The 12101-nt window shown below is 44.0% G+C and carries 13 protein-coding genes; 2 read left to right on the forward strand and 11 right to left on the reverse strand.

Going from position 1 to position 12101, the window contains the following annotated elements:
- Positions 1-31 precede the first annotated feature (31 nt).
- The 6 genes from ABNE31_RS01415 to ABNE31_RS01440 form a co-directional block, all read right to left on the reverse strand.
- Positions 32-334: a hypothetical protein gene (locus ABNE31_RS01415; protein ID WP_349352087.1), complete on the reverse strand. Its 303-nt coding sequence runs from the start codon at positions 332-334 to the stop codon at positions 32-34.
- A gap of 643 nt (positions 335-977) precedes the next feature.
- Positions 978-2516 (reverse strand): DUF4301 family protein, encoded by a 1539-nt coding sequence (locus tag ABNE31_RS01420; protein WP_349352088.1) that lies wholly within the window; start codon positions 2514-2516, stop codon positions 978-980.
- A complete protein-coding gene (locus ABNE31_RS01425; protein WP_349352089.1) occupies positions 2497-3078 on the reverse strand; it encodes an ATP-binding protein in 582 nt (193 codons plus the stop codon). The genes ABNE31_RS01420 and ABNE31_RS01425 overlap by 20 nt, the downstream gene beginning before the upstream one ends.
- Complete coding sequence (pnuC, locus tag ABNE31_RS01430; RefSeq protein WP_349352090.1) at positions 3033-3674, reverse strand: nicotinamide riboside transporter PnuC; 642 nt, start codon at positions 3672-3674, stop codon at positions 3033-3035. Before pnuC ends, ABNE31_RS01425 begins: the two co-directional genes overlap by 46 nt.
- Entirely contained in the window at positions 3658-3918 is a 261-nt protein-coding gene (locus ABNE31_RS01435; protein ID WP_179382999.1) for a YkoF family thiamine/hydroxymethylpyrimidine-binding protein, read from the reverse strand. The genes pnuC and ABNE31_RS01435 overlap by 17 nt, the downstream gene beginning before the upstream one ends.
- A 36-nt stretch (positions 3919-3954) precedes the next feature.
- Positions 3955-4596 carry a 4'-phosphopantetheinyl transferase family protein gene (locus ABNE31_RS01440; protein ID WP_293280672.1) on the reverse strand — a complete coding sequence of 214 codons (642 nt, stop codon included), beginning with the start codon at positions 4594-4596 and terminating at the stop codon, positions 3955-3957.
- 74 nt (positions 4597-4670) lie between these two features.
- Here ABNE31_RS01440 and ahcY point away from each other — a divergent pair, with 74 nt between their 5' ends.
- A complete protein-coding gene (gene ahcY, locus ABNE31_RS01445; RefSeq protein ID WP_349352091.1) occupies positions 4671-5987 on the forward strand; it encodes an adenosylhomocysteinase in 1317 nt (438 codons plus the stop codon).
- 68 nt (positions 5988-6055) lie between these two features.
- On the opposite strand, the gene ABNE31_RS01450 is transcribed toward ahcY, so the two are convergent.
- Positions 6056-6634 (reverse strand): DUF3332 domain-containing protein, encoded by a 579-nt coding sequence (locus ABNE31_RS01450; RefSeq protein ID WP_349352092.1) that lies wholly within the window; start codon positions 6632-6634, stop codon positions 6056-6058.
- A gap of 98 nt (positions 6635-6732) precedes the next feature.
- Here ABNE31_RS01450 and ABNE31_RS01455 point away from each other — a divergent pair, with 98 nt between their 5' ends.
- Positions 6733-7899, forward strand: a complete 1167-nt coding sequence (locus ABNE31_RS01455) for a D-TA family PLP-dependent enzyme (RefSeq protein ID WP_349352093.1) — start codon at positions 6733-6735, stop codon at positions 7897-7899.
- A gap of 179 nt (positions 7900-8078) precedes the next feature.
- Here ABNE31_RS01455 and ABNE31_RS01460 read toward each other — a convergent pair whose 3' ends face one another.
- The 4 genes from ABNE31_RS01460 to ABNE31_RS01475 form a co-directional block, all read right to left on the reverse strand.
- Positions 8079-9098, reverse strand: a complete 1020-nt coding sequence (locus ABNE31_RS01460; RefSeq protein WP_349352094.1) for a phytase — start codon at positions 9096-9098, stop codon at positions 8079-8081.
- Positions 9099-9189: 91 nt separating this feature from the next.
- Complete coding sequence (locus ABNE31_RS01465; protein ID WP_349352095.1) at positions 9190-9537, reverse strand: hypothetical protein; 348 nt, start codon at positions 9535-9537, stop codon at positions 9190-9192.
- Positions 9500-10531: a TonB-dependent receptor gene (locus ABNE31_RS01470; protein ID WP_349353017.1), complete on the reverse strand. Its 1032-nt coding sequence runs from the start codon at positions 10529-10531 to the stop codon at positions 9500-9502. The genes ABNE31_RS01465 and ABNE31_RS01470 overlap by 38 nt, the downstream gene beginning before the upstream one ends.
- Positions 10450-12048, reverse strand: coding sequence for a carboxypeptidase-like regulatory domain-containing protein (locus ABNE31_RS01475; protein WP_349352096.1), 1599 nt, complete (start codon positions 12046-12048; stop codon positions 10450-10452). Before ABNE31_RS01475 ends, ABNE31_RS01470 begins: the two co-directional genes overlap by 82 nt.
- Positions 12049-12101 lie beyond the last annotated feature (53 nt).

The following is a 12101-nucleotide window of genomic DNA, read 5'->3' on the forward strand; positions in this document are numbered from 1 at the left end:
ACCAAACTAACTATTGTGGGGTGTTATGGGATTACATGTCAATCCAGTTCCCTTCAGCATCGGCATACACCGTTCCGGAAGTACCGTCTTCCAAGGTAAGTTCCAATTTGTATTGGTCCTTATCGTTTTTGTATGCCTTGTCGATTTTGGCGGTTGGGTAGTTGGACTCAACAGCACCGGTTACAGCAGATGGAAGGTCGGAGACGCTGATTTCCTCAAAATCGCCTTGAACAATTTCCATTGCACTGTTGTTTTCCATTTCTGGGGTTTCTACTTGGGCAAATGCTGTGATTCCTACAAATGATAGTACTGTGGCTAAAGCTAAATTTTTCATGGTAACTAATTTTAATTGTTAAACTTGCTTAGTTACTTGAAAACATGGTGCCATTTCAAGAAAATCAGTCCAGCACGACATATCTATATGATTATGAGGTTTTTATGATTTTTTGACGTTTTATGGGTGTGTGTAAAAGTGTGTAAGCAGTTGTGGAAAGTGTGTAATTTTTATACAAGAAAGGCTGCCGAAGCAGCCTTTCATACTTGCCAATAAATGGTCACAAGGAAAAAAGACCACGGTACAGATTGGCAGAGATGGATAATACATGGATAGTGTTTATATAGCATCATCCTGCTTCTTTATGTTTTCGTCCTTTTTTCTGTCTTTTAAATGTTTTATCAAAATATAGAGGGCCAAGCCCAAGGATAATAGATTTAAAAACAGTATTATTTTAAAAAACATAGCCTTTGTATTCTTTGATCCTCCTGTCAAAAGAAAGCCGTACGTATTGCACGGCCTTCTTACCAAATCAACCAACCTAGTTGAGACAACCCCTAAGGATTATCGTATTTAATCATGTCATCGAAAAGAATCCCGACTGTACTTTATAGGACACAACTTTTACCGGTGGGTCACTTTTGGTCAAAAAAAAAATCCGCTTTTTGTTCAAAAAGCGGATCAATTATCTTGTTGAAAACCTTTAGGCTTGGTGCGAAGGCTTTAAAAGATCATTTACGGTTTTAACAGGGTTAAAGGTCACCAAGGGCACCTCCACAAATATGGTGTTCCAGAAAGCCATGGCTCCGTTCCATAGTCCCGGTAGCTCAAGTGCTTTCAATTCTTTTCCTTCCTTGGTTTTTCCAGTGATGAAACCTTGTTTGGGATCCACATATTTCAACAGGTCGAATTTTTCGCCTTTGTGGTTCCTAACCCCACAGACCAAATCGACAGGGTTAAAGTGGGTCGAGTTTTTAAGAATGGCCACTTGCGCATCATCTTCCATATCTATTTGCGCTGATTCAATGATCTGAAGGGATACATTGCCATCGGCATCCTTGATCCAAAAAGGTCCTCCACCGGGTTCGCCTTCATTTTTTACCATGCCACAGATTCGGATGGGACGATTGAGTTTGTTCTTGATTTCGGCCTTTTGCTCCTCCACGCCAAGGTCATCATAGTTGCTTGGCATGCGTACATTGAGGTCTTTCTCCAAGAAGGCCTTAATCTCGTCCGCCTTTTCAACGGAAATATCTCCCTCTTCCATTGACTTAGCGTAGGCAAACGCCTTATCCTGAACTTTTTTGAGGACCCCTGCCAACATTTTTTTGCTATTGGCCACTGCTTCCAAGTTCTTATCGATGACCACGTTGTCAATATTTTTGATGAAGATGATATCCGCATCCTGATCGTTAAGGTTTTCGATAAGTGCTCCATGGCCACCCGGCCGGAACAGAATGGAACCATCGTTGTTTTTAAAGGGCTGGTTGTCCATATCTACCGCAATGGTGTCTGTGGAAGGCTTTTGATTGGAATAGGAAATTTGAAAACGGGTATCCGTTTTCTTGGAAATCTTTGGGCTCACTCTGGCCTCTTCCCTGGCGAACATTTCATCGTGCTGCTCGGAAACGGTAAAGTGCAGGTTGGCAACACCCTTGGTCTTTGCGTACTGCGCCGCTTCCTTTAAATGTTCTTCAAATGGGGTGGCGGAACCTGTATCGTATTTATGGAAGGGCAAGAGTCCTTTGGGATAAAAACCGTAGTCGAGTCCGCTTTCCAACAACATTTCCTTCACAAAAAGATAGGCTTCCTCATCCTTGTTGGATGCTTTTCCTTTAATTCGTGACATGATCACCTCATAAAATGGAAAGTCCGAAAGGTTATCGGTGAACTTTTGGGCATCGGTATCGCCAGTACGTTTTATGTATTCGGAAAGTTTTTCCTTGGAAGGGTCGTAGCTATCCAAAAAATTGAACATGGCCTTGAACATTCGGGATGCGGCTCCCGAGGCTGGCACAAACTTCAACAACTCCAAAGCGCCCCTGTTATCCTCAAAATATTGAATGAGGTCCAGCCGCTCTTTTTCGGAGAAGCGCAATATGCCGTTGCCCACCACCGCGGCCTGCGATAAGTTCACAAAGGGAATGCCTTCTTTAAATGTTTCTATTTGGTTCGCTACTTTTTCTTTGGAAATTCCTTTGGAATCGAGTTGTTCCAAGTCTTTAGGACTTAATTCGATCATGTTTTTGGAGAAGTTTATCTATGTGTTTAACTGCTGTGGAAAGCCTTGATGCTTTATCCCCCCTTAAATTAATGAATTTCCTGTTATTTTTCTCCAATGCTTCCTTGAAATGTAGAAACATTCGTTCTCTTTCATCGGGCTTGTCCCGCAGGTCGTCCGCCACCCAAGGTGTATCGATGTAGGTCAAAAAATAGAGGTTGTAGCTGTTCTGCAGGGCGTATTTCTCGATAAGTGGGTCGCAGGTGCTATCGTAATAAGCCTCGGAATATACTTTGGTCTCCAAGAGGTCGGTATCGCAGATCAGTACTTTGTTGGCCTTTTGGGCCAGTTCGTTTTCCAGCTGCATTTGCCCATAGGCAATGGGCAGCAAATCTTGGGGCTCGCAGGTCTTTTGTTCCCGATCCCATTTATCTTGAAGGTATTCCCGTGCGTATTCCGGCACCCATTCCGTATGGTAATGTTCGGCCAGTTGTTTGGAGAGTGTGGTCTTTCCTGTGGATTCAGGTCCAAAAAGGACTACTTTGATGAGGTTTGAAGGCTGTTGCCCAAGTTTTTCTTCCATGCTAGATATCCCTGTACAGCTAAAACGGTAAAGATGAGGTATTGCAAAGAGAACATTCCCCATCCCCGGTATGCATACAAAGGTACGGTTATTAAGTCACCCAAAATCCAAAGGGTCCAGTTTTCCAGTTTTTTGTTGGCCATGTACCACATAGCGGTAAAGAAAATACCCGATGTGAAGATATCCACATAGTTGGTAGGGCCAATTTCGGCACTAAAGGCCTTGTAAACCCCATAGGTCACCAACATGGTGAGTAGAAAAAATCCGAACCCTATCCATTTCTCCTTGGTGTTCGTTCGGGTAATTTGCACCACTGGGTTTCTATCATCCTTTCTTCTGGCCCAGTTCCACCAACCGTAAATACTCATGATGGAATAGTAAAAATTCATCATCATATCGCCATATAAACTGTCCACCAAAAAAATATAGGTCGTGATCACCGTGGCCACGAGTCCCGTAGGGTACACTAAAATATCTTCCCGTTTGGCATACACCACACTGGCAATACCGAAGAAGAAGGCCGTAGCCTCCAAAATGATCAGGGATAGCTCCCTACCTTGGTATGGGCCAAGGAAAAAATCAAAAATGGGGTTCATAGTCGCTACGGTCGGATTTTACCACTTTCATGGTGAGTACTACATGGTCCAAGTTCTCGAAGCTTTCCTTAATCTCGGAATTCAATAATTCCATCACCTTGTCATAATCGCCAAATACCTGAGTGCTCAGCGGGTTTTCCAAAACCGTAAGTCCCGAAGCGCGCAGTTTTTTGATAAACTGAATGATGGGGGTTTCAAAATCGTCCTGCAATGGGGAAAGGGTAAGTTCAACAGATATGTTCATGGCCAATAGGTTTCGCGACAAAACTACAAAAAGGAATTATCCTCCCATCATTTTAAGTGCATAAACGCAGGTGAATCCCTCGAACTCCAGAAATTCGATTTCGTAGTGCGATTTTTTGCCCTTGTACATAATTTCCGCCACCGTTCGGGTGTCCTCGAAGGAGAAATCAATCACATTGATGTGCCTTAAAAAACTAAGGCCCTGTTGTGCATAGATTTTGTAAAGCGATTCCTTGGCACCCCAAACAATGGTCAGTTTTCGCATCAAGGCTTCCGAATTGGCCAAGGTCTTATATTCTTGGATCGGAGTGAACTTATGGGCAATCTTTAGAATTTTGTCCCGCTGCATCTCAATATCGATGCCTACCTCATCCGTTTCGCTTACAATGATTCCCGTAAAATGGTGGGAATGGGTGATGGATATGTACTTTCCATCCTTTAAATGTGGTTTTCCAAAATCGTCATAATATAAATCGCTGTCCACATAACCCGCCTCGGCCAAAAGGTGGCGAATGCTCAAAAATGCCCTGCGATGTGCCTCAGATTTCATACCGTCCATCCGATTTTGACAATGCGCCGTAAGCTCCACATCTTTAGCCAGTTCAGCTTCTGGCTCGGTCACTTTCCAAATGTAGACCTTGGTGGTGGGCGAAACTGTTATTGTTTTATAAATGGGCATGAGCAAAAGTTATGCGAATTCGTATCTTTGTGCCAAAATATAAGCGAAGCTACAAAAGTAAAATTAGATAAAGTATGAGCACAAAGACAATTCCATACGTACCTTATAAGGTAAAGGACATCTCTCTTGCGGATTGGGGAAGGAAAGAAATTGAGCTTGCCGAGGCCGAAATGCCAGGGCTAATGGCCCTGCGCGAAGAGTACGGTAGCGAACAACCGCTAAAAGGCGCTAGAATTGCCGGTTGTTTGCACATGACCATCCAAACGGCAGTTCTTATCGAGACCTTGGTGGCCCTTGGTGCCGAGGTAACTTGGAGCTCCTGTAATATTTTTTCTACCCAAGACCACGCTGCCGCCGCCATTGCTGCTGCAGGTATTCCAGTGTATGCTTGGAAAGGGATGAACGAGGAGGAATTTGACTGGTGCATTGAACAGACCCTGTTCTTTGGCGAGGACAGAAAGCCTTTGAACATGATCTTGGACGATGGTGGCGACCTTACCAATATGGTGCTGGACCAATATCCTGAATTGGCCGCCGGTATCAAAGGTCTTTCGGAAGAGACAACGACTGGAGTCCACCGTTTGTACGAGCGAATGAAAAAGGGAACACTTCCCATGCCCGCCATTAACGTGAACGATTCCGTGACCAAATCCAAATTCGACAATAAGTATGGATGTCGCGAAAGTGCCGTGGATGCTATCCGAAGGGCTACTGATACCATGTTGGCAGGAAAACGTGTGGTAGTTGCTGGCTATGGTGATGTGGGCAAAGGTACCGCAGCATCTTTCCGTGGTGCAGGAGCCATTGTTACCGTGACCGAAATTGACCCCATCTGTGCGCTACAGGCCTGCATGGATGGTTTTGAAGTGAAAAAACTGGAGAGTTTAGTTCCCACTGCTGACATCGTCATCACAAGTACCGGAAACAAGGACATCATCCGCGAAGAGCATTTTAGGGCCATGAAAGACAAGGCCATTGTTTGCAACATTGGTCATTTTGACAATGAAATCGATATGGCATGGTTGAACGGTGCCTACGGAGATACCAAAGATGAAATCAAACCACAGGTGGATAAATATACCATCGATGGAAAGGATGTCATCGTGCTGGCCGAAGGAAGATTGGTAAACTTAGGATGCGCCACGGGCCACCCAAGTTTTGTGATGAGCAACAGTTTTACAAACCAGACCTTGGCACAAATTGAACTTTGGAAGCACAGCGACAAGTATGCCAATGAAGTTTATATGCTGCCCAAACATTTGGATGAAAAAGTGGCCAAACTGCATCTTGCACGCTTGGGCGCTGAATTGACAGAGCTTAATAAAGAACAAGCAGATTACATCGGTGTACAGGTTGAAGGTCCATTCAAGCCAGAATATTATCGATATTAATCTGAAGTTGGTATAAAACAAAAAACCCATGGCCAACACCATGGGTTTTTTATTGCTATGCTATTTTATTAATCGGCCAATAAGGTCTCGCCATAATAGCAGGTCTTGCTTTCGTTTAACAGCGCCAATCCTTCTTCCCTAGTGCTCATTGGGTCAATTTTTACCTTCTTCCCGTTTGGCATGTGCACTATGTAGAAACCTTCTTCAAAAGAGGATAGTTTGATGATTTCTCCGTTCGGACGAATCGCATTCCAAGATTTCTCATCAGGCTTGTAGACCAAATCAATTTTCTTTCCTTTTTTAGGCCCTTCTACAACGGTGACCTGAATCCTGTTTTTGGTGGCAATCATCTCAAAGGTATTGCCATCGTGCTCCACCATTTGGATTTCAGATTCCCCATCCTTCATGGCTATTGGGTTGGAGCCGGACCAGAACTCTATCACATTGAATATTAAGGTATCCCCAAGAAAGAACAGTCCATACACGGGAACAATGTTCAATCCCCAAAAAATCAAGTTGTCCAGGAATTTGCTATTGGTCAACCCTTGGTTCCAGTCCTTAAGATTATTGAATGCCCTAAAAGACCCCAAACAGCTAGTGAATAGTATGGAACAGGCCAGTAATGAAGAAATAATTGCTTTTTTCATGATATAAATTTTATAGTTAATGGAACTTAAGGTACAAAAGATTTTGATGTAAGGTTTTATACTTTCAATAAAGTGTTTTCCTGAAAGCAAGGGAGGTGATGTCAAACATCGTGACGGGATTGTTACCTTTATGGATTCAAAAAGGCAAAGTGATGGACAATACGTGGTACCATATTGAAAATATTGAAACGGTGGATTCCCCTTCCATAGTTTTGTACAAGGAGCACTTAGCATATAATATTGGAAAGATGGTCTCTTTGGTAGATGGTCAGACCGACAGGTTGATGCCCCATATCAAGACCAACAAAATGCCCAAGGTGATGCAGCTGATGTTGGAATCGGGGATTCAAAAGTTTAAGGCCTCTATCATTTCGGAAGCGGAGATTGCCGCCGAAGCCGGTGCCGCCACCGTGCTGATTGCCCATCAATTGGTTGGGCCCAAAGTAGACCGCCTGCTGAATATGATACCGCAATACCCTGCTACCGAGTTTTCTACGCTGGTGGACAATGTGGACAGTGCGGAGTTACTGAATCAAAAAGCTGAGGAAAAGGGCCTAAAAGTCCAAGTTTATATCGACATCAATAACGGCATGAACCGTTCGGGGATTGAAGTTGGCCCTCGATTGGATGAATTGATTGCCTATTTAAAAATCTGTGAATCCTTAGTTTTGAGTGGACTTCATGCCTACGATGGGCATTTACGGGACCCCGACTTTGAGTTGCGCAACCAACAGATAGAAAAGGGAGTACAGGATGTGGAAACCTATTTTGATGCGCTCCGGCTGGATTATCCGAAAGCCCAGCTCATCTGTGGGGGAACGCCATCGTTTACGTCACATCTTCTTCAAGAAAAAAGAATCACCAGTCCCGGTACTTGTGTCCTTTGGGATTGGGGGTATGGCGAAAAATTAACGGAACAAGACTTCAAACATGCGGCCCTTTTGGTAACAAGGATCATTTCCAAACCCACCGATGGAATCATTACCGTTGATCTTGGACATAAATCGGTCGCTGCCGAAAATCCGATAGATAAGCGAGTCAAATTCGTGAACCTTGATGGCTACGAACTGCTTTCACAAAGTGAGGAACATGGGGTCATTAAAGTAAAGGAGTGGGACAACTACAAAGTGGGCGATGTCCTCTATGGCATTCCCTATCATATTTGCCCCACTATCAATCTCCATGATGAAGTTTCCGTAATCGAGAGCGGTAAAAAAGTAGATACTTGGCAGATTACCGCCCGCAAACGAAAACTTACATTTTAGACCCGTAGTGCATTTTGTTCTTTTAACTTGAAAACCGTCAATTCGAGTGAAATTTTGAAAATTTTATATCCAGAATACGGTTTTCTAGGGAAAATCCCGCTCTCGATACTCGTTTTCTCCACTGAGCTCCAAAAACAAACTCGAACTGACGAATTTTTCAACCAAAATGCATACAAGAACTATTTCAGGTCGAGCGCTTTGTTCAAATCGTAAAAATAGAAGTTCTTTTGGTCGTTCATGGCAACGAAAAGACCATTGACAAAGGTATTGTTCAAGGGTACAGTGACTACATCGCAACCATCGGTTTCCAATGTGGATAGATTGACGGCTTTGATGAAACTATTGTCCTTTCTGGAAAAGATATTGAACTGCCCCCGTTGCTGGTCGGAAACGATGATATATCCCTCCCGGTTTGGATACCGGGCGATGGCAATGCCCTCAATATCCTCCAAGAACAGCTCGCCGCCAAAGCAAGCCAACTCCTCATTGCCCATACTCGGCTCCGCATAATACTTTTTGATGCACTCGCCTTCGTCGGAATAATACACGTAGCCCATTTCGTTGTCCACGGCAATGGCCTCGATTTCCTTGCCGCCCGTAAAGCTTCCGAACTTACGGACCAAATTAGCGGTAACCCCAATGCTATCGGCCTCTAACTTATATTGATAGAGATAGGAACCGCTTGGACCTATTTTTCTACCGACAATGGCATAGAGGGAAGAGTCCTTTGGTGATGTGTAGAGGCTGATGCCCATGGCCAAACGCTGCTCGATATTGGCTTCATCTTCAAAAACGGGAAAGCCTCCCCCATCCAATGGCTTCATATCCGGAATAGAAAACAATCTTATTTGTTGCTTTTCCCTTTCGGTAAAGGCAATTACATCTACCGCAACAGAATCGTTCAACTGGAAACCGTAGGCCAAATCCACATTATTGGGGCGTTCTATGTTTTTGATGGATTTTTCCTGAATAATCTTTCCATCCAAATCAAAGGCATATATTCCTCCGTTCGTCTCTTTATCGGTTCCAAAGACAATGCTTTTGGAGGCATCATCGGGGTTCACCCAAATGGCGGGGTCATCGGTGTCGTTCGGGGTTTTTTCGGTAATCACATCGGGTGCTATGGCAGGCAGTTTACTTCCTTGTTGACAGGAAACCATGGCTAAAATGGCAAATAGTGGAATGTATGTTTTTCTCATAGTTATGGTTTAGATAAAGATACCAGTCCCAAGAACCCACCCAAAGGCAGGTTCTTGTTGTGGCACCGTATATAAAATATACTACCTGATTTTATTTTTTGAACAAATCGTACTTCAAACCAAAGGTCAATCGAAGTCCGTAGTACTCCGCTTGCTGCGTGCGTTCGCTCACGCCTTGGAAAAAGCGCAGGGGTTGGTTGGTGATATTGTTCAAATCGGCATAGATCCTGAGTTTATTGTTGATGGCAAAACTGGAATTGAAATCCAAAAAGAACTGCTGATCATAATACCTGTCTTCAAAGGCGTTTCCGCCACTTTCATCCACGTAGGAGTCTGAAAAGTTCGCAGACAAACGGGCACTGAATCTCTTACCAGCGTAACCCAAGGAAGCATTGAACATATTAGGTGCGGTATTGGGCAAGTCCGTCGGTTCGCTCATCCCCATCCTCGTTTCGTATGCCATCGGCACTGGAAGTAAGATATGTATAGTTCAAGTAAATGTTGAAGTTTCTAGCGAAACCCGGCAGAAAGTCAAGTTGCCGCTGGAACGCGAATTCCACCCCAAAAATAGTGGCATTGTCCCCGTTCAATGGCTGGAATACATCAAAACCTTCTGTATCTGGGCCAAAGGAGTTGTCCGGAGCTTCAGAAATGAAGGTATAAATAAAATCGTCGATATTTTTATAAAATAAACCTCCCGAGATTACCCCAATACTTTCAAAATAATGCTCTGCCATCAGATCAAAGTTCATGGAAGTGGTTGGGTCCAAGGCTGCATTACCCAATATAATCTCGTCATCTGCATTGATAATTTCCGCTCTTGGAATCAAGTCTTCATAGTTGGGTCTGGCCAAGGTATTGGTCCACGCAAAACGTAAAATAGTGTTGGTACTAAAATCGTATTTAAAATGTACACTGGGCAAAATGTTGGTGTATGAGTTATCGGCACTAACTTCTTGGGAGACGATGTCATCTTCCGTAAATGTTACGCTAAAACCATCGGATTCCAATTGGGTATGTTCCAAACGAACCCCGGCCAATACGCTCAACTTATCCGAAAGTTTTTGATTGGCCATGATGTATCCTGCATACACGTTTTCTGAAATATCGAAGTTTCCGGGAAGAAATTCCTCGATGATGGATTCTCCGTTGTCCGCGTTCAGATTGAGACCGCCGAGCCATGCAGGGTCTGCGTAGAATCCTGCTGCATATTGACCTCCGGCCAAATAATCCGGGTCGGTGAAATCCCTATTTGGAACTGCATCCAGCGTAGGGAAGGTGTCTTCCAAATCATACTCAAAAAAATCATTGTTCCTATTCTTGTTCTTAAAGCGTCCCCTTGCCCCAAATTTTACGGTCCCATCTCCTTTTCCAAAAAGGTCCGCAGGAATTTCAACATTGACAAAAATATTGAGGTCATCTTGTCCGTATATTGTGTTTCGTTGGTAATCTCATCAAACTCAAAAGCCGATAGATTGTTGGCGTCTCCTGGGTTTGCAGCGGTCATGATGGGGAACTCTGGGTCGCTATTGTCATTGATTACGGTGTATTCGGTAGCAAACTGCGCATAGCGCTCGTCCAATCGCTCTTCGGATGCCTTGGCGTACGATGTGAACCAATCTACTTTTACGTTGCCCCAAAGGTGGTTTCCCCCAAGGGTATAGTTTTGCATACGCTGGTCTTCCAAACGGGCGTTTTGGTTTCGGTTATTGTCTATTCCTCCTTTGGTTTCTCGGGCTATCTCTGCCGGAAAACGGGTCGGGATGCCATTGGTGATGGTAAAATCATCAGAGCCAATATCCTCTGCGTCCAAAATCTCTTGGGCCAAGACATAACGGTTCTCCCTATCATCCCTCCAGTTGTACATGGTTTTAAGGTAGATGGAGTTATTGGCATCGAATTGATAATCAAAATTGGCAGAAAAACTACGACGTACGCGTTGCACTAAATAGGTCCGTTGCTCGGCCACATTGGTGTATGGATTTACTTCCAATTCTTCTTCCTCTCCTTCTGCATTGGTAAATGCGAATTCGTCCGTCCATTCCGCTTCAATATTATCGGAACCAAAATCGTTATCCTGAATCACCGCACCCAACATCCATCCAAATTTTCCGTCCTTGGTACGATCCCCTACTAGGAACGAAGCATTTAAGTTTCTTTTATCTGTGATAAAGTTGATCCCTGAACCCAAAGTTGCCGAAAGTCGAAAGCCTTGCGGGGCAGTTCGGGTAACCAAATTCACGGAACCTCCCAAGGCATCGCCATCCATGTCGGGGGTTACGGCCTTGTTCACCTCTATGGTCTGGATCATATCCGATGGAATCAAATCCATTTGAATGTTACGGTTATCGGCTTCGGCAGATGGAATACGACTGCCGTTCAAGGTCACGGAATTGAGTTGTGGCGAAAGACCCCTCACAATCACATTACGCGCCTCCCCTTGGTCCACTTGCATGGTGATACCCGGAATACGCTTTACCGCATCACCGATATTGGCATCGGGAAATTTTCCTATCTGGTCGGTGGAAACCACGTTGGTAATGTTCAAATTGGTTCGTTGCGTGTTCAGCGCCTTGGCTTGGCCGCTCAAACCTTGTGCAGCGACTTCCACTTCGTCCAATTGATAATTGGTAGGCATCAATTCTACGACCACACTGGCTGTTTCTCCAGAGGCAACCGATACTTCTTGATCTACATTTCCATATCCTATGTAGGTAATCTGAAGTGTATAGGTTCCTTCTGGTACACCCACCAAAGTAAACCTTCCATCAAAATCGGAAATGGTTCCTTTGTTCAGCGTTTCGATAAAGATGTTGGCACCAGAGACGTAAATTCCGTTTTCATCGGAAATGGTACCCTGAATATTTCCTGTTTGGGCTTGTGCTGTGGCAAAGCCAAAGACTAAGAACAGCGTTACAAACAGGTAATTTTTGATATGCATTAGTTTCATTTCAATTTGCGTTTTGGTTTTCTCAAAACTATGTATATCAATTCGTTATGGTT

Origin of the sequence: Flagellimonas sp. MMG031, assembly GCF_040112705.1 — a bacterium.
Taxonomy (GTDB): Bacteria; Bacteroidota; Bacteroidia; order Flavobacteriales; family Flavobacteriaceae; genus Flagellimonas.

Excerpts from the sequence above, each read along its gene's own strand:
- ABNE31_RS01415 (WP_349352087.1), bottom strand. The coding sequence starts at position 334 with ATGAAAAATTTAGCTTTAGCCACAGTACTATCATTTGTAGGAATCACA.
- ABNE31_RS01420 (WP_349352088.1), bottom strand. The coding sequence starts at position 2,516 with ATGATCGAATTAAGTCCTAAAGACTTGGAACAACTCGATTCCAAAGGA.
- ABNE31_RS01425 (WP_349352089.1), bottom strand. The coding sequence starts at position 3,078 with ATGGAAGAAAAACTTGGGCAACAGCCTTCAAACCTCATCAAAGTAGTC.
- pnuC (WP_349352090.1), bottom strand. The coding sequence starts at position 3,674 with ATGAACCCCATTTTTGATTTTTTCCTTGGCCCATACCAAGGTAGGGAG.
- ABNE31_RS01435 (WP_179382999.1), bottom strand. The coding sequence starts at position 3,918 with ATGAACATATCTGTTGAACTTACCCTTTCCCCATTGCAGGACGATTTT.
- ABNE31_RS01440 (WP_293280672.1), bottom strand. The coding sequence starts at position 4,596 with ATGCCCATTTATAAAACAATAACAGTTTCGCCCACCACCAAGGTCTAC.
- ahcY (WP_349352091.1), top strand. The coding sequence starts at position 4,671 with ATGAGCACAAAGACAATTCCATACGTACCTTATAAGGTAAAGGACATC.
- ABNE31_RS01450 (WP_349352092.1), bottom strand. The coding sequence starts at position 6,634 with ATGAAAAAAGCAATTATTTCTTCATTACTGGCCTGTTCCATACTATTC.
- ABNE31_RS01455 (WP_349352093.1), top strand. The coding sequence starts at position 6,733 with ATGTCAAACATCGTGACGGGATTGTTACCTTTATGGATTCAAAAAGGC.
- ABNE31_RS01460 (WP_349352094.1), bottom strand. The coding sequence starts at position 9,098 with ATGAGAAAAACATACATTCCACTATTTGCCATTTTAGCCATGGTTTCC.
- ABNE31_RS01465 (WP_349352095.1), bottom strand. The coding sequence starts at position 9,537 with ATGAGCGAACCGACGGACTTGCCCAATACCGCACCTAATATGTTCAAT.
- ABNE31_RS01475 (WP_349352096.1), bottom strand. The coding sequence starts at position 12,048 with ATGAAACTAATGCATATCAAAAATTACCTGTTTGTAACGCTGTTCTTA.